The sequence below is a fragment of the Enterococcus moraviensis ATCC BAA-383 genome, from assembly GCF_000407445.1.
GTDB classification, from domain to species: Bacteria; Bacillota; Bacilli; order Lactobacillales; family Enterococcaceae; genus Enterococcus_L; species Enterococcus_L moraviensis.
Window position 1 is genome coordinate 119,387 of sequence record NZ_ASWB01000003.1, and the last position, 24,928, is coordinate 144,314.

Annotated in this window: 19 protein-coding genes; 4 read left to right on the forward strand and 15 right to left on the reverse strand. The window is 34.7% G+C overall.

Going from position 1 to position 24,928, the window contains the following annotated elements:
* Positions 1-141: 141 nt before the first annotated feature.
* Positions 142-1,077, reverse strand: a complete 936-nt coding sequence (locus tag I586_RS10625; RefSeq protein WP_010766156.1) for a helix-turn-helix transcriptional regulator — start codon at positions 1,075-1,077, stop codon at positions 142-144.
* 171 nt (positions 1,078-1,248) lie between these two features.
* Positions 1,249-1,905, reverse strand: coding sequence for a Crp/Fnr family transcriptional regulator (locus tag I586_RS10630; RefSeq protein WP_010766157.1), 657 nt, complete (start codon positions 1,903-1,905; stop codon positions 1,249-1,251).
* Positions 1,906-2,149: 244 nt separating this feature from the next.
* Here I586_RS10630 and I586_RS10635 point away from each other — a divergent pair, with 244 nt between their 5' ends.
* Together I586_RS10635 and I586_RS10640 are read left to right on the forward strand one after the other, a co-directional pair.
* Complete coding sequence (locus I586_RS10635) at positions 2,150-3,355, forward strand: MFS transporter (RefSeq protein WP_010766158.1); 1,206 nt, start codon at positions 2,150-2,152, stop codon at positions 3,353-3,355.
* Between the two features lie 12 nt (positions 3,356-3,367).
* On the forward strand, positions 3,368-3,550 hold the full coding sequence (locus tag I586_RS10640; protein ID WP_010766159.1) for a hypothetical protein: 183 nt from the start codon (positions 3,368-3,370) through the stop codon (positions 3,548-3,550).
* A gap of 57 nt (positions 3,551-3,607) precedes the next feature.
* Here I586_RS10640 and I586_RS10645 read toward each other — a convergent pair whose 3' ends face one another.
* From I586_RS10645 to I586_RS10690, 10 genes are all read right to left on the reverse strand, one after another.
* The gene (locus tag I586_RS10645; protein WP_010766160.1) at positions 3,608-4,429 is read right to left on the reverse strand and encodes a MetQ/NlpA family ABC transporter substrate-binding protein; all 822 of its coding nucleotides are present in this window, start codon (positions 4,427-4,429) and stop codon (positions 3,608-3,610) included.
* A gap of 17 nt (positions 4,430-4,446) precedes the next feature.
* Positions 4,447-5,121, reverse strand: a complete 675-nt coding sequence (locus tag I586_RS10650; protein ID WP_010766161.1) for a methionine ABC transporter permease — start codon at positions 5,119-5,121, stop codon at positions 4,447-4,449.
* Positions 5,118-5,849, reverse strand: coding sequence for a methionine ABC transporter ATP-binding protein (locus tag I586_RS10655; protein ID WP_010766162.1), 732 nt, complete (start codon positions 5,847-5,849; stop codon positions 5,118-5,120). The genes I586_RS10650 and I586_RS10655 overlap by 4 nt, the downstream gene beginning before the upstream one ends.
* A gap of 15 nt (positions 5,850-5,864) precedes the next feature.
* The gene (gene lplA / locus I586_RS10660) at positions 5,865-6,878 is read right to left on the reverse strand and encodes a lipoate--protein ligase (RefSeq protein ID WP_010766163.1); all 1,014 of its coding nucleotides are present in this window, start codon (positions 6,876-6,878) and stop codon (positions 5,865-5,867) included.
* 374 nt (positions 6,879-7,252) lie between these two features.
* A complete protein-coding gene (locus I586_RS10665; RefSeq protein WP_010766164.1) occupies positions 7,253-10,534 on the reverse strand; it encodes a KxYKxGKxW signal peptide domain-containing protein in 3,282 nt (1,093 codons plus the stop codon).
* A 336-nt stretch (positions 10,535-10,870) separates the two neighbouring features.
* Positions 10,871-11,962 (reverse strand): tyrosine-type recombinase/integrase, encoded by a 1,092-nt coding sequence (locus I586_RS10670; protein WP_010766165.1) that lies wholly within the window; start codon positions 11,960-11,962, stop codon positions 10,871-10,873.
* A 1,108-nt stretch (positions 11,963-13,070) separates the two neighbouring features.
* Complete coding sequence (locus I586_RS10675; RefSeq protein WP_010766166.1) at positions 13,071-14,498, reverse strand: family 1 glycosylhydrolase; 1,428 nt, start codon at positions 14,496-14,498, stop codon at positions 13,071-13,073.
* A 49-nt stretch (positions 14,499-14,547) separates the two neighbouring features.
* Entirely contained in the window at positions 14,548-16,404 is a 1,857-nt protein-coding gene (locus I586_RS10680) for a beta-glucoside-specific PTS transporter subunit IIABC (RefSeq protein WP_010766167.1), read from the reverse strand.
* Positions 16,405-16,408: 4 nt separating this feature from the next.
* Positions 16,409-17,257: a PRD domain-containing protein gene (locus I586_RS10685; RefSeq protein ID WP_010766168.1), complete on the reverse strand. Its 849-nt coding sequence runs from the start codon at positions 17,255-17,257 to the stop codon at positions 16,409-16,411.
* A gap of 203 nt (positions 17,258-17,460) precedes the next feature.
* Positions 17,461-18,909, reverse strand: a complete 1,449-nt coding sequence (locus I586_RS10690; RefSeq protein ID WP_010766169.1) for a glycoside hydrolase family 1 protein — start codon at positions 18,907-18,909, stop codon at positions 17,461-17,463.
* Between the two features lie 161 nt (positions 18,910-19,070).
* On the opposite strand from I586_RS10690, the gene I586_RS10695 reads away from it, so the two are divergent.
* Positions 19,071-19,862: a MurR/RpiR family transcriptional regulator gene (locus tag I586_RS10695; RefSeq protein WP_010766170.1), complete on the forward strand. Its 792-nt coding sequence runs from the start codon at positions 19,071-19,073 to the stop codon at positions 19,860-19,862.
* Positions 19,863-19,913: 51 nt separating this feature from the next.
* Here I586_RS10695 and I586_RS10700 read toward each other — a convergent pair whose 3' ends face one another.
* Complete coding sequence (locus tag I586_RS10700; protein WP_010766171.1) at positions 19,914-22,199, reverse strand: glycosyl hydrolase family 18 protein; 2,286 nt, start codon at positions 22,197-22,199, stop codon at positions 19,914-19,916.
* 305 nt (positions 22,200-22,504) lie between these two features.
* Positions 22,505-23,179: a transcriptional regulator YeiL gene (yeiL, locus tag I586_RS10705; protein WP_010766172.1), complete on the reverse strand. Its 675-nt coding sequence runs from the start codon at positions 23,177-23,179 to the stop codon at positions 22,505-22,507.
* A 159-nt stretch (positions 23,180-23,338) separates the two neighbouring features.
* On the opposite strand from yeiL, the gene I586_RS10710 reads away from it, so the two are divergent.
* The gene (locus tag I586_RS10710; RefSeq protein ID WP_010766173.1) at positions 23,339-23,971 is read left to right on the forward strand and encodes a YczE/YyaS/YitT family protein; all 633 of its coding nucleotides are present in this window, start codon (positions 23,339-23,341) and stop codon (positions 23,969-23,971) included.
* A 22-nt stretch (positions 23,972-23,993) separates the two neighbouring features.
* On the opposite strand, the gene I586_RS10715 is transcribed toward I586_RS10710, so the two are convergent.
* Positions 23,994-24,809, reverse strand: a complete 816-nt coding sequence (locus I586_RS10715; protein WP_010766174.1) for an LssY C-terminal domain-containing protein — start codon at positions 24,807-24,809, stop codon at positions 23,994-23,996.
* Between the last annotated feature and the right edge of the window lie 119 nt (positions 24,810-24,928).

Below are 24,928 nucleotides of genomic sequence, written 5' to 3' on the forward strand. Positions count from 1 at the left end.
CAATATCAACTCATAACTTCGTTGTATTTCTTGGCATGTTTCAAAGCAAAAGCGAAGCGAGCTCGTTCAGGCTCGACTGAAAAAAGACAAGCTAGATACCTCTTGGAATTCATCATACAACAGAAGTGTGACAACTGATTGTCAGCTTTTATAAAGAAAATACATTTCTTCGATTTTCTCTTTAACTTCATTTACTAATACTGGTGGTTCAATGACTCTTACTTTATCTTGTAAACGTAAAATAAAATCGACTGATTTTTTTAGGTTTAGTAGCGGAAATACAATCGTTCCAGTCGCTTCTTTTTCATGCTCCTGAAAAAATTCTGCGCCAAGTTTATCGATCAAATATAATTTATCTTTTTGCTTATAGGTTAAGATGATTTGTTGCATTTCTGGTAATACCATTGCTTCTAAATCCTCATTTTCAGACTCCATGGTTAACGCTACAGTATCTAACGCTCTAGATTCAAATCGTTCGTCTAACATCGTATACGTTTGAATCCTCGTCAGTTTAAATAAGCGAAACGCCTTTCTTTTTAAACAAAAACCATACAGATACCAATGGGAAGCTTTAAAAATAAGTTTATATGGCTCTATTTCCCTTTCAGAATAACCTTTCTTAGAGTGGTATTGAATTACAACGATTTGCTGCATTGCTATCGCTTGTCGTAAATCATCTATTTTATTTTTACTGTCATTTGGTTTATACCACGAAGATAAATCAATCAGCAAATCACTTTGTGGTTGTTGTAAGGTTGTATTCGGTGCAATTTTTGCCAACAAAGGGCTGATTTCAACGGATTCTGAAATGCTTTGAATTGCTGAAAGTCCAGTCATAATCGTCGAAATGTCTTCTGTTGAGAAAATATGTTTACTCACTTTATATCCCTCTACAATCCCATATCCCCCACGAATACCGGAATAAGAAATAACCGGAATCCCTGCTAAATTTAACGTTTCAATATCGCGATAAATCGTTCGTTTGGAAACCTCAAGCCGTTCAGCCAATCCTTTGGCCGTCATTCGGTCATTTTCCGTTAACAAATTTACCAAACTGAGTAAGCGATCGATTTTCATAATTTCTCCTTTTCACTGAATCTATACAGATAAAAAAGGAATCCATTTGCTAAACGCTCATCGATTCCTTCTTTCTTGATTTTTATATCATCATTATACTGTGTAATTGGCTATAGTACAATTCGAGATAGGCAGCGGACGCACCAAAATCGGACTATCCTATACGTCTCTCTACAAAATAATATTGTCCTTCAAAACATCTAAATCCGTAATCACAATCTTCCGATCCTGGATTCTAATCGCACCGAGATCTTTCAACTGTTGCATCATCCGATTAACACTACTAGCGGAAGTGATTCCACAAAAATGAGCGATTTCTTCATTTGTCACCACAAAATCAATCAACAAACCATCTTCAATCTGAACTCCAAATGTATCATATAGCTCATAGATTTGTGTACAAACCGCACCAAACTTCCCGTTCATCAACATTTGTTGCATCTTTTTCATCGAATACATCAAACGAACACGGTAATAATCTTTCACATACATCTGTAGCTCTTTACTTTGATTGATATCCTTCCAAAACTGAACACGATCGATCTGATACAATTCAGCTTGCTCTGATTCAATTCGAATATTAAAAGGTGCATCGATAAATTGAGAATATTCATCTCTCAAAAGGGAAACAATTTCCAGACTGTTGATATAGCGCAGATTAAATTCTCGTCCGTCTGGCGAAATGACACTTGTTTTAATTATGCCACTTTTTAGAATATAGGCATAACGATCTTGCAACCCTTCGTATGTAAGATAGGTTCTTTTTTTCTTAACCACTATTGGAAATGAATGGTCATCTAAGTATTCTTGTAGCACATGGCTGTCCATTTAGTAACTCCTCTTCATTTGTTGAACATTTTCTATTCTTATTTAAGATGATAACACATCTAAAAGCAACAACAAATGTATATGACTTTTGTCATCTTTTTTTGTTATTATCTTTTTTTTAATACAAATCCGCATTTTTTATGGGTCTTTTTTTTGTATAGTAACACATACAGAGAAATTTCAGAAAACTTTTTGGACTTTCAATAAATAGTATTAAAAACAACGAAAGAAGGAATTATCAACAATGTCGGAGCAGTCGGAAGAGAAGTTATTTAACAAAGGATTTATTAGCATTACCTTGATCAATTTTGTGGTTTATCTTGTTTATTACTTATTGATGGTCATCATCGCTGTGATAGCTCAGGATACGCTCCATGCGTCATTAGGCCAAGCGGGTCTTGCTTCTGGGATCTACATTATCGGAACCTTGTTTGCCAGATTATTTATGGGTAAATTATTGGAATTGATTGGTCGAAAAGCGGTACTTAGATATGGCGCCTTATTTTATCTTATTACTACAATCGCTTACCTATATATTCCAAGTATTGGGATTCTTTATCTAGTTCGTTTATTGAATGGATTTGGGTACGGAACTGTCTCAACTGCAACAAATGCTATTGTAACTGCCTATATTCCAAAATCAAAACATGGTGAAGGAATCAATTATTATGGTTTAAGCACAAGCTTAGCGGCAGCTATCGGTCCATTTATTGGAATGATTTTATTAAATACGATGAGTTTTTATTTTATTATTTTATTCTCAATCATTCTCATTTTACTTACAACAATTGCTTGTTTTATTTTCCCAGTCAAAAATATTCAATTAAGTCCTGAACATAAAGCAAGTTTAGCTCGTTGGAGTGTTGATAGTTTTATTGAAAAGAAAGTCTTATTTATTTCATTTATCGCCTTTTTAATGGGTCTTTCGTATTCAAGTGTTCTATCATTTCTTTCTTCTTACGCTAAAGCAATCGACCTTGTTAGTGCAAGTTCATTTTTCTTTGTTGTTTATGCTTTAGTGATTACAGCTACGCGTCCTTTATCTGGTCGAATTTTTGATGCACATGGAGAAAATGCGGTTATGTATCCTAGTTTCATTTTTTTAACAACTGGTTTACTTTTACTAAGCATGACGACTAACAGTTGGATGTTATTGGTTTCAGGAGGATTGATTGGGCTAGGTTACGGGACTTTCATGTCTAACGGACAAGCGATTTGCTTAAAGGTCAGTCCAAACAGTCACCGTATCGGAATTGCTTTATCTACTTACTTTATTGGTTTAGATCTAGGATTAGGGGTTGGGCCCTATCTACTAGGTGAGCTACGCAGCTTTACCTCATTCTCAGGTTTATATTTAGTTGCAAGTGTTATACCTGTTGTTTGTATCATACTTTACGCATTATTCTATCGGACAAAAGAAACGGATTTTAAAGAATTACCAGCCAAATAAAGGAGGATCAACATGAGTACAGATGAACGTATGTTAGATGTTTTACAAAAAACCCTAGTGAAAATAGAAGAATTAAATACACGCTTGGGGCATATTGAACATGATCTTACATCTATAGACCATTATCAAACCAACATAGATCATTACGCTAAAGAAATAGAAATTGCTACTGAAAATAACAATATTATGGGTTAATTTAAAAGAGGGACAAACTTAGAAAGCTAAGTTTGTCCCTCTTTTAATTTCTATTTTCTAAAATGCTGGCGTCAATGTTTCACTGTATTTTGTTTCTAACAACTCACGTACTTCATCGCTGGTCATTGCTTTTTTCAATGCTTTGATTTTATCTGAATCTTGATTATCTTCCCTAGCAACTAAACTAATAGCAAACCGATCATCTACTTTTTGTTCCAGTAAAATCGCATCTTGGGGTGTTAAACCAATTTTCGCAATGTAGGTTGGATAATTGTAAATCATGGCGATATCTTTTTCATTATAAGCTTCCGCTAAGTTTAATAGATCCACAGAAACCCACTCGAAATTTTTAGGATTTGCAACAATATCTTTGATTGTTCCGTTAAACCCTACTCCATCTTTCAATTCAATCAAACCAGCATCATCCAAAATAGCTAACGCACGTCCCTCATTCGAAACGTCACTTGGTAAAGCTATTTTTGCCCCTTCTGGAAGGTCTTTAATATCTTTATATTCTTTTGAATAAAATCCAACTTTAGCATTATATATTTTTTGAACGACAACTAAATTTCCTTTTTTTTCTTCATTAAATTTTTGCATGAAAGGCTCATGTTGTGCAAAGTTGGCATCAATTTCTTTAGCATTCAATAATTCATTGTATTGAATGTTGTCATTGACTTGCACTAACTCTACTTTATAACCATTTTCGATGTTTTTACCTGCCAATTCAACAACTTCAACAGTTGATGGGATATGGGAAGCAACTTTGATCACCTTATCTTCTTTTTTTTCTGTGTCAGCGGCTTTTTTTTGACCGTTACATCCTACAACGACCATCCCCGCTACGACTAACATACTGATCAATAATTTCTTTTTCATGTTTTTGCTCCTAACTACTATTTTTTATTTATTTTTTTAGCTATTTTACTACCACTGATTTGGATAAAACTTACAAAAAGGATCATGAGAACGATTGCTGTGTACATCACCTCATACTCGTATCGCTGATAACCATAACGCAATGCAAAATCACCAATTCCGCCACCACCAATCACACCCATGACTGTAGAATATGAAACCATGCTAATAATGACCGATGTCAACGACAAGACTAGTCCTGATCTTGCTTCAATATAGAGAAAACGAAAAATCAACTGATATTTTGTACACCCTAAAGATCGAGCAAGTTCTAAAATCTCGTTTGGTATTTCCAAAAGAACCTGTTCAACTAACCTGGCGTATAAAGCAACCGCTACAAAACTCAAAGGTAATGCAGCTGCATAGGTTCCAAATGCTGTTCCTAATACCAAACGTGTGAAGGGAATCAGCGCGACAACAAATAATAAAAATGGAAATGACCGGACGATATTGATATACCCATTTAACAAGACACCTATCCAACGATTGGATCTATTCGGTATTTTCTTTGATAGATAGACAAACGTTCCGATAGGCAAACCGAATACGATTGCGGCCAAAATTGAAAGTAAAATCATCTTGCCACTTTCTGCTAAGGCCTTATTCAACTCCGGAAGATAATAACTAATTTTTTCTATATATGCTGTCATCATCCTAAATTCTCCCGTACACGTTCATAATAAGAACCGAACCTTTGCTGTTGTTGCTCTTTTTGAATAGCCAAAGTTTCCAGTACCTTTCCGTTTTCTAAAATCGCTGTTCGATCACACAATTGTTTGATCAGATTTAGCTCATGACTCACAATAACCATCGTTGTTCCGAAGGTTCGATTTATTTTTCTCAATAATTCCATGACATCATAAGCATTTTGCCCATCTAATGCAGAGGTTGGTTCATCACAAAGTAAAATTTTTGGCTGTGTGATCAATGCACGCGCAATTCCCACGCGTTGTTTTTCGCCCCCACTTAGTTGACTTGGATAATGCATTCCTTTTTCTCCTAATCGTACAAAGTTCAACACTTCTTCCACTCGTTTTTGATCGTAGCTTTTATTCAGATGTAACGGAAGTCCGATATTTTCTTTAACCGTTTGATTGTACAGTAAGTTGAATTGTTGAAAAATCATCCCGATTTGTTTTCGATTTTGTCGTTGTTCAGTTTCGTTTCGCTGCATTAAATCAACTCCTGCAACCTTGACTTGCCCTTCACTCGGATATTCTAAAGTATTAATCATCCGCAACAAAGTCGATTTTCCAGAGCCGCTTTCTCCAATTACTCCGAATACTTCCTGTTCATTGATTTTCAATTCAACGTTATCCAACGCCTTGATGATAGACCCATTATGGCTATAATTCTTTGAAACATGTTCAAACGTAATCATTTTATTTCCTCCAACTTAATCAACCAACAACTCAACAAATTCTGCTTTAGAAACATTGCTAAAGTAATCACTTACTGTAATTTCAGATAATACCTCTTTAATTGATTCTTGATCGTACTTACAACCAACTAACCGTTTTTCTATTTCCTTTGTATCTTTTTGGCTAAAATAATCACCATATATTGTAAGTGCAGCAATTCGACCTTTTTCTACAGAAATATTGGCTTCTATCAGACCACCTTTGAACTTCTCTTCTCTTTTGATTGTATATTTAGGTTCTTCACCAAATATCCAAGTATCATTCCCATAAATATCTGATACTAGTCGATCGATTGCCTCATTATCTTCTTTCGTTAGATGGTATTCTTTTTCCTTGATTTCCTCCAGTGTATCAGCCTCAAACAGATGTAATAACAACCGATCACGAAATGCTTCGGTAGAAATCGCTTGATATTCTTCGTTCAAATAAGGTTTGAGATTCGTTACACGACTTCTAACTGATTTCGTACCTTTTGAGGCAAGCTTTTTTTCTGAGACAGTCAAGACCCGACTAACTTCATTTAAATCAACATCTAGCATTAATGTACCATGAGAATACATCTTTTTATTTTTCGTATACATGGCATTTCCAGAGAATTTTTTCCCATCGATCAATAGATCATTACGTCCACTGATCTGTGCTCCGACTGCACCCATTTCATGTAGCGCATCGATGATTGGTTGAGTGAATCGTTTAAAATCCCCAAATGATTCATGCTCTGCATTGACCACAAAACTAAAACTTAAATTCCCTAAATCGTCATACACTGCGCCACCACCAGATAATCTTCTCGTAATAGTAATCTGATTTTCTTTAGCATAATTTAAATCTACTTCAGCCCGTACATTCTGATTACGCCCAACAATGACACAAGGTTTTTGAATATAAAATAAAACTAATGGCTCATCAAACTCTCGCTGATTTAGTAAATACTGCTCTGTTGCTAGATTTTGACGTATGTCTTTGGAAGACATAATGACGTAATACATTTTTATTCCTCCTATCTCACTGCCTAATTTTTTACACATCATAACAGTTATCTATAAACGTGCTTCCACGATAAAATCTGAAAAGATTCTGATAATTCCAATAACAAACCTAGTCTATCATTCTCACTTATAAAATTACATATATTTGCTTAAAAAAGCTTTATTTTATAAGAAAAAACAATATTTTATATAACAGAATTTTATTTGAAACAGTTTTTAGTACACAGAAAGAATCAAGAATCAGGCTATTTCTATAACAATAAAAAAAAGCACACTAGACAGAAATTTTTCTGCTTAGTGTGCCCTTTCTTTACATTAAACTATTATTTTTGTTTGTAAGAATTACCTAAATAATGAACGAGACGAGTACTTCATTATTTTTTTTCTACTAAACGAATTTGAAGAGCTTCCATTCTTAGTGACTTACCAGTTGTTCCGGCAGTTGCACCATTTGAAACATAGCTACTCCAACCTTTATCTTTAGAATGAGCACGATATTGAACATCATATCTTTTCGCTAATTCACCTGTTAATCGGATTTGGATGGCTTCCATTTGTAATGATTTACCTGTTGTACCTGCTAAAGCACCATTTGCCTTATATCCTTGCCAACCAATATTACGAACGTGAGCACGATATTGAATACCACCTTCGATTTTCTTAGCTGATTCCGGCATATCCACATCGGCTAAATTCAATTTAACTGCTTCAAGTGCAAGTTTTCTACCTGTTGTACCAATGATTTCATTCATAGCAACAGTTTTTTGCCAACCAATCTTACTTACATGTCCAGTTCCTTTGATTGTTGGTGCCACTTTTTGAGCATCTTCTAATTGTTTTTGTAATTTAGCTTTTGTATCTGCATCACGAATTTTTTCAATTGTTTTAGCGGCTTTATCAAAGTCTTTCGATTTGATTTGTGCTTCAGCTAATTCGATTAATGTTTTATCATGAACAAGATTATCTGCTTTTACTAACTTTTCAACTGCCTTGTCAACTGCTGCTTTTGTAGTCAATTTAGCGATGTCTTCTTTGGCAGTTTTCTTTTCTTCTACAGTTAAATTCTCTAAAGCATCGATTTGTTCATTTGCAGCAGCTTTTGCTTCTGACAGTGCAATACTGTTATTCAGTTTCGTTTGATATTGTTTACGAGTATTATCTGATTTTAATTTATCAATTGATTCTTGCGCTTGTACATATGAACCAGACGCAATTAATGAATCAATAGTAACTATTAATTTTTTATCATGAATCTTGACTGTTTCGGCTTTGGCTTCTTCGTAAACTGCAACCATATCTTCTTTTTTAGATAAAAGCTTAATTTTATCTTGATATGCCCTTACTTGTGAAGAGTCTAATCCTTCTTTTTCTAAATCAGAAATTGCTTTATTAATCGTTGCAATTGCATCTGCCTCTTTGGCTGCTGCAACCTTGCGATCATTAATCAGTTGGCTGACTTTACTCTTGATGATATCCACTTCTGCCTCAGTTGAACATTTGAATACTTGATTTGAAAATTGTAATTTCTCGGCTACCGTCAATTCTGGCGCCTGATTGATCATAGTTACTACAGCAACTTTAGCTGCTTGAATCTCATTTTGTTTCTCTTTGATGGTCTTATTTGCTTTATCTGCTTTACCTTGAATAACTTCAATCGGTCCAATTTCTGTTTGAGCATTAACTTCAGCTTTATAGCCTTCTTTTGCTGCTACTGAAAGATATTCCATTGCATCGATTGCTTCTTTGGCTTTATTTTTTGCATCTAAAAGTTCTGCCGCTTTATTTTTTACGCCTTTATTTATATCGTTCAATTCTGAAGCAGTGTCCAATGCTTTTGCGACATCGGTAACGTTTTTAGCTTCATTAATGGATTTCAATGCTGCAGTTACTTGACTTGCCGTTAACTCATCAAGTTTTTTGACTGCATTTGCTGCAATTGTTTTTGCATCAGATAAGTCTGCAGCGTTGATTTTGTTAATATCACTTTTTTTCGTTGCTTGTGCCATAATATCGTCAATTTGTTTTAATGCATTTGGATCCTGATTCTCTACTGCAGTGATTTCCTCAATATAAGTTTCTTTTTCAGTGGGTAGTTCTAGCGTATCAAGCTCTTTAAGTGCAGCTACTTTAGCTTTAACAACTTCTTGAAGTTTATCTGCAGATTTTGCACTATCTAACGTTTCTTTTACTGATTTAGACGTTATAGTCTTATTGATTTCCTCAACATATTTCGCCTTCTCCTCATTAGTTAGATTGGAAAGAGCTTGAATTTCTTTGACTGCGGCCTCTTGGACAGCTACTAGAGCAACCAGTTCTTGTTTCTTAACTGCTTGTGCTTCAGCTAAAATTCCAGCTACTTCTTCTGGACTAGTGGCCACGCTAATATGTGCTATATAATTTGTTTTAGTCGTCTCATCTTCTAAACCTAATAAGTCTATTTGTTTTGTTGCTTCTTCTTGGGCCTTTTTTAGGTTCTCTTGTTGTTTGATTGTTTCAACTGCAAGGAATTGATCCCATTCCTTCTTAACAGCTTCCACAGCTTCTTTGGTCGTCGCAGCATCTACTTTATTGTGGAATCGTTTTACATCAGCTTGTTTAACAAACTTTTCTGCTGCTTTAGTAATTTGTGCTTTTACATCATTTTTTTGTGCACTTAGCTCTGCAGATGTGTTGTCTGCAATGGCTTTATCTATGTCTGAAGAGATAGTAGCTAATTCTACTAGATCCGCATCGATTTTATCTTGTTTGTCTTTAATTTCGTTAATACTCTTAGTGAAATTAGCCTTTATGTTCTCAGCTAGAGAAGATAATGTTAATTTTTCTTCCAATTCTCTTGCTTTTTCGTTAACTAAACCTGTTAATACCTCGTTGTTAGCAGCTTGCGCTTCATCTACTACCTTGTCAACAGCTTGTTTATTTTCCGCATTTGTAATTTTTGTAGTATAGTTGTCTTTTTCTATAGCAGATAAATAAGTCATATCGGCAATAATTTTTTTCTGTTGCTCTTTGTATTTAGGAAGATTCGCTAACGCTTCATTCTCCGCTTTAACAGTTTCTACAATTTTGTCTGCTTCTAATTTGTTCGCAAGTAAGCTTGTTTCAAAGGCTTTTTTCGCCTCTCCGTATTTCGTAGGATCAGTAAGTTGATTAAATGTTGATTTTAGTGTCTCTAAGTCAAGTTTGTTAATCACTGAGGTTTTATGCGTCTCACGATCATCTTCTTTTAACGAACTTAGTCCATCAATTTTTGCAATATATTCGGTCTCAATATTGATAGCTTGTTGTGCAATATCTGCTTGATAAGCTTGCACTAAAATGCTGTCAACTGTTGTTTTATCTTCAGCCTCCTTAACCTCTTTAACATATGTTGTTTTTTCATCTGGTTTTAAAGAAACTAATTCTTGAATATTAGTAATCGCTTGAGTTATTAATTTTTGAACTTCCTCATCCACTACTCTTGATTGAGCCATTTCAGCATTCGCTTGTTCAATCTCAGTTACTGCAAATGCTGCAACAGGACTGAATGCATTAAGTAATAATCCAATTAATACAGGTGCTACCACCCACTGTTTTTTTCTCTTGTACATTTTGTAGATTTTCTTCGTGTTGTTTTCAGGACTTAAATCGTCTTTTCTGAATTTTTTGTTACTTTTCATGAACCATTACCTCCATAATAATAATTTTTTTGTTAAATACCAATTTGAATTAGTACTCACGCAAAGTAAAATAATGGACACAGCCAAAAAAATACATATAATATAATACATAACATATTAGATTAAGCTATATCCTATTAGTTTTCCATTTCTTCTTTTTTGTAGGAACAAGAAATGGTTTTTTGTTATTGATTCTATACACTTAATATTGTTTTTGACGGCTTTGTTGACGGTTAAAGTTGATATCTCAAGCGAAAAACAAGCACAATAAAAGCCACTTGAATTTATCAAGTGACCTTCATTCATTATGTTTTTTTATTAGAATAAATAATCGATCTAAATAGTCGAAATTTTTTCAATAGCTTCCCGCTCGTCTTTCATAAAAGAATTTGTATAAATATCTAATGTCATTTTAGTTGATGTGTGTCCTAGCATTGAACTTATTGTAGCAATGTTTACGCCCAACTCTAAACAGCGGGTTGCAAACGTATGTCTCAGAGCATGAAAGGGTAATTGTGTTATTTGAAGTTGTTCTAAAAGTTTTTTAAAACGATACGTAATCGTTCGAGGTTCAGTACAAGAATCATCTAGGCCAACAACATATAAACTTTTTGAAGATTTCTTGATAGTCCTCAAGTAAACTTCTAGTTGGTTTGACAAAGGTAATATTCGTTCTGATTGAAATGTTTTTGGTGTTCCTTCAACTAAAGCAGTTTTTCCTATATCCACTTGCAAACGTTGCAGCGTTCGCTGAATATGGATTGTTTTTTCAGAAAAATTGATGTCGGTCCACCGCAATGCACTGATTTCACCGATTCTCATACCTGTTTCTAAAGCTAACATAATCGGCAAGTACTTTTCATCTGTACTCACAGCTTCCTTGATTTTTTTTTGTTGTTCCAATGAAAAAGCTCGGACTCTTTGTTTTTCTAATTTTGGCAAATCGATGTTTAACGCAGGATTTTTTTTTAATACATCTTGTTGAACCGCTTGAGATAGACCATTTTTTAAAACACGATAAACTGCGTGAACAGAATTTGGGGACAATGTTAAACTTAATTTTAAAATCCATTGATCTACGTCTGTTGGTGCTAATTCATTTAACCGTATCGCGCCTATACTGGGTAAAATATGCAGTTCAATTTTACTTTTGTAACTATTATACGTACTTAATTTAACTTTTGTTTTAACGATTGTATCAAGCCAAATTTCAAACCACTCTTTCAGTGTTCCAGTATATAGTGACTGAAATTCCGGTTCTCTTAATGTGTCTGCTTTTAGCATCATTAATTTATGTTTCACATCTAAATATTTTCTTGAGTAAATATACCCATAACGGATTCTCCCGTCCATTTTCCGTCCTTTTATATAGCGGCCTTCCCAGCGACCATCTTTTCTCTTATATATGTTTTCTCCTCTTTTTGCCATGCTGAAAATCCCTCTCTCATTTTTGTTTTGTGACGGCGTATTTGACGGCGTTGAAATAAAATGCTCAAATCATTGATTTTTCAGCTTTTTATCAACTTAAAATACGTATTCCCAATTTTTAGGGAAGAATTAGTCACTCATAAAATATCAAAATGGCGAAATACATTTCCTTTTAAATGTTTTCGTGTCCGCTGAAATTTAACATTATGAATGTTTTTTAATAACATAAGAGATTAAGATTTTTTTTTATAAAACCAATTACACCAATACCTATTGACATTGAACATACTAAAATAGTACAATACTAGGTGTTGAGCGAATAAGACTGTTTCTAAAACCAACATTTTTTATTCATCAAAATTTCATTTTCTCATTTCTTGTTCCTACAAAGAACAAGAAAAATACAACACTCATTTCTAAAAATAAAGTTGAGTAACTTACTTACTTTCACCTCTTATTTTTCATTCTTCCCTCTACCTTTTTTACATATACCATAGCAAAATACTTAAACCTACCAAATAAATTTTCTTCTAAACTATTCCTTATTTTAACCAATATCTACCAACCTAATTATTTTTCATTATCAACCTCCTTTTCCAGTTAAACAACCATAACTACATTCAACTGTCATGCAAACAATTACTACTGTTATTAATAATACTAGAGTATCCAGCCTAAAGATACCAACCATTTTTATTATTTTAATCTTTTCTTTCCTTCTCAAAAAAATAATTTAGATAAATATTTTTTTTTTATATTTTACACTTATTTCTATGTATATACTCTGCCTATCTATCCTTTTGATAGCAGTATTTTAGCATTTCCTAAAAATTAGAAGTATCTCTTCCTTTTAGTTTCGGAACATTCTAAACACATTTTTTTCTCAATCGTTACTATTTGTTTTTTTAAATGTAGTTTTTTAGTTTTTTTCATATTCTTTAATTCCTTACTTTATTTCTTCTAGCAACTCAAAGCTAGGACTGATTCTTCAGTTGATGAAAGTAAGACTTGGTACTAGTTCTGATAAAGTATCAAGTGATTTATGAAATAATAAACAGGCTATGCTAAAACATTTCTTGTTTTAGCATAGCCTGTTCTCTTACCCTTTTTAGCTAGTAAAGGTTGGGTTGTTTTTAATGATTTCTTGATACCAGTCAAAAGATTTTTTCTTTGACCTTGTTAATGTCCCCGTTTGATCATCATTTTTATCAACATAGATAAAACCGTATCGTTTTTTCATTTCTCCAGTCGTTGCACTGACCAAGTCAATCGGTCCCCACATCAAGTAACCAAAACATTCGACATAATCTTCAACGATTGCTTTTTCCATCTGTTCCAAATGTTTTTGTACATATTCAATTCGATAGTCATCTTCGACTACTCCATCTGAATTCATTTGATCAACAGCGCCTAAGCCATTTTCCGTAATAATAATTGGCAATCCATATCTTCTGTATACATAGTTTAGCAAATATCTTAGCCCAGTAGGATCGATTGCCCATCCCCATTTACTTTGCTCTAAATAAGGATTCTGAACTCCGCCGAACAAGGTTTCCTCATTGTTCTCATCGCCTTCATAATGTGCCACACTGGAAGAATAATAATTCAAGCCGATAAAGTCTAATTTTCCGTCTTTAAAAGCTAACTGATCTTCTTTTGAAACCTTCAAGTCAATTCCTTGTACTTGGTATTCTTTCAATTTGTATTCTGGAAATTTCCCCATACACATAGCATCTATTTGATAAAATTCACGATCTGTTTCTTTCAATGAGTTCATAACATTTTGCGGATCACAATTTAAAGGATACGCTGGTGTTAAACCAAACACACATCCGACTTGATTGGTAGGATCAACTAAACGCGCTAACTTAACAGCTTTTACGCTAGCCAATGTCATATTATAACTAATCGTTGCTAGTGTTTGTTTTTTATTTTCCATCTCTGTATATTTCAATCCTGCAATAATGTACGTGAAAATATCTGATGCTTCTGTTTGCGGATCGATATGATTCATTTCGTTAAACGTTACCCAGTAACGTACTTTTCCTTTCAACGCTTCAAACATGGTTTTGCAATAGTTTAAATAGAAGTCGATTACCTTAGGATTCGTCCATGAGCCATATTCTCTGACTAAGTGAACAGGCATCTCAAAATGATATAATGTCACGATCGGCTCAATATTATTGTTAAGCAACTCTTCAACAACATTTTGATAAAATTGAATTCCTAATTGATTTGGCTCTTGTTCATCCCCTTTAGGATAAATTCTTGACCAGTCAATTGAAATACGTAACGCTTTAAACCCCATCTCGGCAAATAGTGCAATATCTTCTTTGTATCGATGATAAAAATCAATGCCCTCATGAGATGGATAATATTTTCCTGATTCAATGGTTTGGCAAATCTCACGCGGTGTTTCGTACGTGCCTTGCGTAACAAGATCCATGATAGCAACACCTTTACCATCTTTGTCCCAAGCACCTTCACATTGGTGAGCAGCAATGCTGCCACCCCATAAAAACTCATTATTTTTCATTAACGTACCTCCTTGATCTGTTCGTAAAAGAACGAACGCTTATCTATTCTTATAAAATGACCGTCAAACACTCATCATCTGCTACTAAATTTTCATTTGTTGCTGCGATGACATCTAAGTAATCCATTGTATTTGTAATAACCACGATCACAGTTGGATCATAACCATCTTTTTGTATCCCTTCAAAATCAACAGTTGATAACAATTGCCCTTGTTTGACTTCATCACCTTGTTTGACAATCGTATCAAAGTGCTTTCCATCCAGTTCAACGGTATCGATTCCAATATGAATCAACACTTCTATTCCTTCTTCTGTTTTAATTCCGATTGCATGTTTTGTTGGGAACACAGCAGAAATTTCACCTGAAACTGGTGCAACTATTGAATTGCTTGTTGGAATGATTCCTAAGCCTTTTCCTAAAGCACCTGTTGAGAATGCTTGATCTTTGATTTCAGCTAATGGAACTAGTTTTCCTGCAACAACTGAAGCTAATGGAACTTTTCTTAATTCACTCGTTTTTTCGGTCGTTTCTTCCTCTTTTTTATTTTTTTTGTTTTCTTTTTCCTCTTGCGGAATTCCTAAGATATAGGCCGAAACTGCTGCTGCAACAAAGCCAATCACTACACTAATGATCATGAAAACTAAATTTGAGAAATCTTGATTATCAGCATACGATGGTAATCCCATCAATCCCCAAACAATAGAGTACGTTTTGACATTCATTAAACCAGCAAATAAACCACCTAGACCACCACCGATCATAACGGCAATGAACGGTCTTCTAAATTTAATAAACGCACCATAAATCGCAGGTTCTGTCACACCCATTAAAGCACTAAAGCTGACTGTTCCAAATAATTGTTTTTGTTTAGAATCTTTCGCTCTTAAAAAGTATCCTAACATTGCGCCAGATACAGCTAAATCAGAAATTGTTGCTGCTGCTAAGAAAATCGGGTCATAGCCCATTTTATTAACAAAGTTCAATGCTAATGGCATCATAAAGTTTCCTGCACCTAACATGATCAAGAATGGCTGAAACGCTGCATACAGCATTACAACAATCCAACTGCCAAAAGTATTATGAAGAACTTCAAAGAACCAGCCAATACCGTCACCGATCCAAATACCGATTGGACCAAAAATCAATAATGTCACAGGCAAACAAATCACCATGATTAATAATGGATTTAAAAAATACTGTAAAAATTTAGGCACATATTTTTTCAGTAAAACGGTTAATTGTCCCATAAACCAAACGGCTAAAATAATCGGAATAAATGAGTTCGCGTAAACCATTTGTGGTAATTGAATCCCAAAAATACTCAATCCAGCTACATCATTGATTGAGCTTGATACCAACGTTGCTGCTAAAGCCACTGCTAAATATGGACTTGCTTTCAAACGTTTTGCACAAGACATTGCGATAAAAATCGGTAAAAAGAAAAATACTGCTGAACGAATTGAATCTAATAATTGATACGTTGGACTATCTGCAGAAATGAGTCCTGTAATTGAAAATAATGATAGGAAACCGGCAAGTAATCCAGAAGCAATGATCGGCTCGATTACAGGTGTCATTGTTTCTGAGAGCAAATCCATCGCTGCTTTCAACGGATTTTTCTTCTCTTTTACTTCTGTTTCTTCAGTTGAAGTTGGTGAAATCCCCAACATACTGATCAATTCAGCATGCACTTCATTAACATGTGTTCCAATGATGATTTGATACGCGACATTATTAGAGACTACGTCGATTACACCATCAAGTGCTTTTAATTCCTCTGTCTTAGCTTTTGAGCGATCATTCAACGTAAAACGTAAACGTGTCATACAGTGAACGACAGCCTGGATATTTTCTTTCCCACCTACTAGGCGGATGATCTCTTCATTAAAAGTTTGGTATTTCATTTTCTTATGTCCTCTCTTTTTGACTCCGATGCGTCACGCGATGGATATGGAGCATAAGATAGGTTTCTTCGTCGATCGTTAGATCACAGGCGTACTTTTGCTGAACATAGACTCTGATTTTTTCTACACATTCAAACGAATTCGTATACATCAACTTGATTTGTTCGTTCAAGATCGTATCACTTTCTTCATAACTACTTTTGGTCATGATTCGTTGAATAAAATATTGCAGATGGGTCATCAGCCTCATATAGTTCATGGAGCCTTCATCTAATTTTAGTTGGAAATGGTACTGAATGATCGATAAGATATCTCTTAGACTTTCCATCGAGCGGATCGTTTCGTCTAGGTTATTCTTATCCTCTTGCAGATTGACAAAGTGTAACGCAATCGAAACAGCTTCGTCTTCTGGAAATGTCACTTGAAATTGTTCATTGATCAAATCCAATGCATACATGCCAATGTCAAAATGCTGCGGATAAAATTTCTTTACTTCCCAAGTTAAAGGGCTGCGAATAAATTGTCCTTTGGCTGCACGTTTCAATGCAAATTCAATATGATCCAGTAAGGTCAAACTTAGATAATCATTTGATTTTTCACCCAACTTTTCTTCTCCGTAAGCAATGATTTGATTGACTAATGTAATGTGACTAGCATCTGAATGAGACAACAAATAACTAAAATGTTCCAGCATATCATTGGAATCTAATACATACGTCTTTTCAATTTCATTTTCGTGGATCACCTGTCCAACTTTTTTTCTAAATGCTAATCCTTTAGCATAGACGATGACCTCATTATCTCCTCGACTTACGATTGCTACGTTGTTGTTTAAAATTTGACTTACTTTCACTTGCTTTACTCCTTTCCAGAAAAAAAACTCAAACTACCCAGGAAAGGACATTCCTAGGTAATTTGAGTTCTGCCTGCATTATTCAGTAACATACTCTATAAAATGACTGCTTCGCCATTAACGTTTTTTTTCTTGTTTTTAGTATAATGCATTTTCTTTTGATTTGCAACGCTTTCATCAGATTTCTAATCCAAATCAACTCTCTAGTTTAACTCATTCCCATTTGTTTCAATTACTTTTTTGTACCAATAGAATGAATCTTTACGAGAACGTTCTAAAGTTCCTTTGCCTTCATCATCTAAATCAACATAGATGAACCCATAGCGTTTTGACATTTCACTTGTACTTGCGCTGACTAAATCAATACAGCCCCATGGTGTATACCCCATTAAATCAACACCTTCATCGATCGCTAGTTCCATTTGTTCAATGTGACTTCTTAAATAATCGATACGATAACTATCATGAATACTACCATCTGCCTCAACAACATCTTTGGCTCCTAATCCATTTTCTACGATGAACAACGGTACTTGATAACGGTCATATAATTTATGCAAGGTAACACGAAGTCCAATTGGATCAATTTGCCAGCCCCAATCACTCGCTTCTAAATATGGGTTTTTCTTAGATGCAAGTAAGTTGCCACTCGTAACATCTCCTTCTTTATCGTGTGAAGCAATACTACTCATGTAATAGCTAAATGACATAAAATCAACAGTACCCTCACGTAAAATTTGCTCATCACCGGCTTCTTTTTCAATCGTAATAGCATGATCACGGAAGAATTTATTCATATAACTTGGATAATAACCACGAATTTGAACGTCTGAATAGAATAAGTTAGTATGATCACTATTCACACTTTCCATCACATCTAGCGGATTACTCGTTTCTGGATAAGCTTCCATTCTTGCTAACATACAGCCGATTTGTGCATCTGGAATTATTTCATGGCAGGCTTTGACTGCTAAGGCACTCGCGACAAATTGATGATGCGCTGCTTGGTATTGCGCTTGCAACATATTTTCTTGCCCATCTGCTAAAATACCACCACTTAAATACCCTGTCATGCCAATGATATTGATTTCATTGAAGGTCAACCAATATTTCACTTTTTCTTTATAACGATTGAATAGAACACGAGCATACCGTTCAAATGCTTCAATCGTCTCACTACTTTGCCAACCATTTTGCTTAAATGCTAATCCTAATGGAAATTCATAGTGAGAAATCGTCACTAACGGTTCAATACCATACTTCAAACATTCATCAAAAACCGCATCATAAAAAGCGAGACCAGCTTCATTCGGTTCTAACTCATCACCATTTGGAAAAATACGTGGCCAAGAAATGGATAGACGGAACGTTTTAAACCCCATTTCAGCAAATAATGCAATATCTTCTTTGTATCTATGATAAAAATCGATTCCATGACGTTTAGGATAAACACCTTCTTTATCATTCATTGCAAATTCGACATCCGCTTTGGTTGTTGGTTTTAATAGCTCAGTCATATTGATTCCATTTTCTTTGATAAAACGTGCAGTATCCGCTGTTGACCAACCTTTACCATCTTCTAAAAATGCCCCTTCAAATTGATTGGCTGCAGTTGCGCCGCCCCATAAAAAATTTTGTGGAAATCCGCTCATATTTTTCATCCTCTCGGTTATTGATTTAGTGTATAATTGTCTTAACAAACTTATCTTAACACGAGAAGTTACAGAGTTATTTTTATGTTTTGGGTGTTATTTTCATTATTTCGTCTTATTTTCACCATCGTGAAAATGGGGCACTGTAAAGGAGTTTTTTGATGCTTGACCTTTTTGATTTTCTACATTATTTAAATACAAATAAACGAGATGCAACATATTCTCGGATCATCATTTATCTCTTTAATCACCTTAATGAAATTCGGACATTGACTATTACCGAGATTGCGGATCGCTGTTTTGTTTCCCCTGCAACACTCTCACGATTTTGCCGTCATTTTGGTATTTCAAATTTTGCTTCTTTACGAGAATCACTGGTTTCTTTAGCTTCCATGAAAAAACACAGTGGATTACGAATGAAAGAACAAGAACTACTAGATCTTACGAATGATCCCAAAAGCTATTTAGCTTCCTATGGGACTGAGATTATCACAGCAATAAATGACGTCTTAGAAACGATCGATATTGCACAAGTAGATAACATATTAGCGGATATCCACCAAGCAGAAGAAGTTATTTTGATTGGCTACAGTTCTACACTTGATTTGGCCAAAGATTTACAAACCTCTTTTCTCCTAAGTCAAAAGCTGATTTTTGTCGGCGAAACAGAGGAAACACAGCAAGCTTTTGTAGAAGAATTAAGCAAAGACTCTGTTATAATTGTCATTTCATCTTATGGCTCCGTTCTCAACAGAAGTAGTGAGTTAATGAGAAAAATAAATGATAGTCCTGCTAAATCAATTCTTTTAACACAACATACCCAAAATACATTGACGAACCAGTTTGATCTATCCGTTAATGTAACAACTACTAATTATGTCCGCATCGGTAGTTATCCTTTGAGTTTCTTTTTAGATTACTTTGTACGACGCTATACAAGTTTATACCAATAAATCAAAAAGGTTAGGCAAAACAATGATTGTTTTGCCTAACCTTTTATTTTATTAGCCTACTAATTCCCAAGGTCCCCATTGTTCTGCACCTGGTACGTTGCCTTGTGTCCACCATTTCGCTTTGTATGTTTTTCCTTGATACGTTACGGTATCACCTGCATTATACGTTTTCGCTGCATCCCATGCATTCGTTACTGGTGGTGTCGTACTTTCTTTGGTTTTGATAGAGATTGAATTACTATCCGCAGAAAGATTTCCAGCGGCATCATACGCTTTTACACTGTAACTATAGGTAGTATTTGCTTTTAAGTTTGTATCCGTATAGGTCGTTTCACCACTTGTATTGACCAAAACATTGTCCCGATACACTTTATATCCAGCTAGCTTCACATTATCTGTAGAAGCTGACCAATTTAAAGCAACGGTAGATTCTGTAATAGATACAGCGGTAAGATTTCCAGGAGTCGTCGGTGGTGTTGTATCTGTTGGATCTGGATTGACTGCTCCTCCACCGTAAATTGTTTGTTTGCTAAGTTCAGCACCCGTTTTAGCAATGCGTTGTGTTAATGTAATACTGCTGATTCGATTGACGTCAACTGCGGCAGCACTAGATTTTAATCTAAATGTGTAGCTCGCACCTTGTGGAATTTGTTGCGCATCATAAACAGATGATAGATCTACTACGACATTTCCTTGATCAACGGTTACAGTCCCAGCCTTATAATCGCCTGCAGTCAACGTTTCTGCGGTATTTACTGGAATATACAATTTTGGTAACTTCACTGTTTCAAAAGCCGCTTCAACAGCCGTTAAGACTTCGCCTGTTTCCCCAGTGGTTTCATTATTCTTGATTGTAATTTCATATCCCGCACCATTTTCATTGTATGGTGTAATGCTTGCTTTAACATTTAAATCTGCATAAACAGTTTTATTTGCTTGTAAGTTCGTTGAACCAAACAAACCTGTTTTGATCGCTTTTGTTAATTCATCACGCTTTGTTGTATCTGTTGCTTTGTCTTGTGATTGCATCCATGAAATGACGCCGCCTAATTGGTTATTCTTCACATACTCCGCTTTATAACCAACCGAACGAGGATTATCATATGTGTAAAACTCACCTGTTTTTTGATTATACATATAGGGCGCTTTTGCTACATCATCCCAATACTCTTTTAAATCAGGTGATTTTACTTTAAGATCCGCAATATTACGGTATGCCCAAACGCCACCCGCACGACCACCATCACCAGATTTTAGTGGATTTTTATTATTAGCACCATAGGTTGGTGTTAAATCTGCATCTTTATTATTTTTTTCTGCTGCTTGGAATAAGCCTGGTTGAGCCGCATTTGTGCCTGGCGCTACCTTGTTCCATCCACGAGTATAAAAGGCCGCACCAATCACAATTTTACTGGACGGTGCTCCATTAGCTTGTAGATATTTCACTGTTTGATCAACAGAAAAACCACTCGCATAATTAGGGTCAGCTGGATTACCATACAATGCGCTGTGATGCGCACTGTTCGGTGTCCAAGCCCCGTTCATATCATACGTCATCACATTCGCAAAATCGATTACTTTAAATAGTTGGCCCACATCTACCCCATTTTTCAAAGTAGTTTGTGCCGCTGGTAGGGCAACAGATAATTCATAGGTCTTTCCTAAATCTTTTCCTTGCTTGTCGATTGCTGTACGGATATCTTGTAACAATGTGATAAAGTTTTGTTTGTCTTCAGGTTTGGCATGTGGTGTTCCTTCATCATTGGTATTATCGACCTTATCAGGTTCACGAACAGAGGCAGGATATTCCCAATCCAAGTCGACAAAATCCATATTGGTATACTTAATAAACTTAGTAATATTACGGACAAAATTTGCTCGAACCGTTGGATTTGATGCAACGTCAGAAAAATCTCCTGATTTAGACCAGCCGCCGATCGAAATACCGATTTTCAAATTAGGATTTTTAGCTCGAATATCTTGAATGGCATTTAAAACCCCAGCACTGGCACTGTTCCACTGAACACCATCTTGTCCAACAGGTGCACCTACTGCCGCGTCTTTATCTGTAAATTTCAAATTACCACTACTATCAAAATCTAAAAAAGCATAGTTTAAATGTGTTAATTGATCCGCTGGAATATCTTTAGGATAAAAATTATCCTCTCCACCCCAGATAGACCAGTCGCCGTAATACATCACGTTACGATATGGCGAAGGTTCCGCAGCCTCTACAGTTTTATTTGGTATTAATACAGATAATGATAACATCAAACTTGAAACAACCAGTAATGCAATGGATAAAATAGTCAGTTCTTTTCTAAACACTTTTTTCAAATTTTCCACCTCGTTCTAAGTTTTGTTTTACGTATTCCCCTATTAACTACCCATCTGTCTTCTATAATTAGAAAACCGATTTTAACTCTAGATAGCACCTCCTGATATTCTTTTGATCTTACTCGTTAATATTATAACATTTAGGATGAAACCGCTAACAAAACACTCTTTAAAAAATATAAATTCATTATCTAAAAAATATTTAACTCAAACATTTCAATCACTCTACGCAAAAAAAAACGAACTTCTCTATAATAAAGTACGTTTTCTTAGTGAATATAAAGTTGTTGCGAATCTTGGTACGGCTACAACGTAAGAAGACCTGATGCTAAGACCTGTAATTCTTCTTGGTTTAATTGGTAGCTCCTACCGTTTTTTATAACCAATCCAGATTTTTGAAATTCTGTTAGTGTATAAATCAAATGTCGGTAACTAACGCCTAAAAATTCGGCGGTTTCAGTTTGTTTTTCATTATATACTCCATCCACTTCTGTTTGTAGCATATAAGCAGCTAGACGATGTTTTAATTCATAATTTTGATTATTTGAAAAATGTTCTACTCTTAATAAAACCTTTCTACCTAAATATTGCGCAATGAGTCTCAAAAAATGAGGATCGTTCAATAATTCTTTTTTTATTTTATGATAAGGCAACGCCAAGCAAATACATTTATCAATCGCTTGTACATCTTTTACTTGTTCTTCTACTTCTAATAAAGATAATTCACCAATAAAATCACCTTTGCCTATGAATTGAATCAACGAACGTCGACCATTTTCATGGATTTTATAAATTTTCGCTCGTCCCTCAAGCAAAAAAAATAGATGATCGATCTGTTTGTCAAAACGAACAATGTACTCTTTTTTATCGTAAACGTAGATTTTCGCCTGCTCTAATACCGAATCTGAAAAATAGTCGGATACGTTTATCTCTTTCCTTGTCGTTAAGTCAGTTAATTGATTCAAATGATATATATTCATTTTTTTCTCCTCCAAACGTGAGATATCTCCTATTATTATGACTGAGTATCCGTTAAATTACTACTAAGAGGTTATTCGTTTTCTTTTGTTAGTATGACTGATCAAAACAAGTCATTTATATGAAGAAACCTATTTTACTCTTATATTAGGAGGGTTATTATGAAAAAAATTTTGTCTTCTCTTTTCTTTTATACACTTAGCGGAATAGGGATTAGCCTAACATTAAAAGCGGATATCGGCGTTAGTAGTTTTAATTCTTTAAACGTAGCAATTGCTTCCATAAGCGAGATCAAAGTAGGAACAATCACCATTTTGATGAACACTTTATTTCTAATTCTTTTTATTTTTTTATCAAAGCAAAAGCAATACTCAAAATATTTATTCATGTTTCTTTCGGTACTGTGTTTGGGCAGTATTATTAACTTTTTTTCCTATACACTATTGGCTCCTGTAAACATAGAAAATTATTTTCTGAAATTAGCACTCTTTATCTTAGGCACTTGTGTGGCCGGTTTTGCGACTGGCATGGTGATTTCACTTGATGTTTTACCGTTTCCGATTGAAAGTGTTTGTATTGTCTTATCAAAATCAACTGGTTATTCTTTTGCTAAATTTAGATATGGGATCGATCTATTTTCCGTTACAGTTTCTTTATTACTTTCCATGATTTATAATTTACAAATTTTTGTGCGAGAAGGTACGCTTATCAGCTTATTTTTATTATCTGGTGTAATTTCTTTTACAAAAATAAATTTTGAACCCTACTTACCTAACCAAAAAGTAGCTAAATAGAACAAGAGCAGAAAACGGTCATTTAAACCATTTTTCTGCTCTCTTTATTATGTTTTTGCTTAATAAAAGGGAGCGCTCCATCTGTAAAGATCTCATCTCCACCACCATTTCTTCCATGATAGCTCGTTGTAAAATGTTCCACTACTTCAACAGAAATTGATTGATTTGATTGTTTGAGTGTCTCTAAAACAAAGTCTCGTTCTTGATCGACATCTGAATTGATTTTATGTGTGACTTGTCCTGTAAAAACAGAAAAACCCACTTTTTTATCATATGTCGCTGCACCCAACCAGTCTGCTTTCCTTCCTCCTGGTAAATACCAGTTATCAGGTGTTTGCCAAAAACGAATATGGTGTCTTCTTCTTGGATTATTTTCAATTTCCTTTTCAAAAGCCATATCTTGTTTTTTATTAAATAAGAATAATGAGCTGACAGGTGCACTCGGATAAGACTTACCAAACACACTAGCAGTGACCATGTGAAAACTAGATTGTAAAGATAACGGTTCTGCTTTCGTCCAACCAGCTTCTATAAAGAGTTCTTCCAATTCTGTTTCAGATCCTATAAATGCCAGGTTGATTGGATCACCGAGAAGTCCATCACTTGTCCTAGAACGTCCAATAAAGTAATCTGGTAAATAACGGCCTGTCATCAGTTTGTTGATAAACGGAATCATCAAATAAGAGCTAAATAGCCATAAAAAGATATACAAAAAAATATGGATTTTACGTGTCAAAATTTCCGCGAATAAGGATTTATAAACTAAATATCCTAAAAATACAATAAAAAGAAATCGAAGGACTCTAAACGTACTATTTAACAATGATTGTTTTTTCATCTAATTCCTCCTTTTTTCTAACGAATCACTCTGCCTCTTTTTCCGAATAATAACGGTCCATCCATTGTATTGATTATTCTTAGAATGCACCTAACTAAATTATACTCACTTCTGAAATA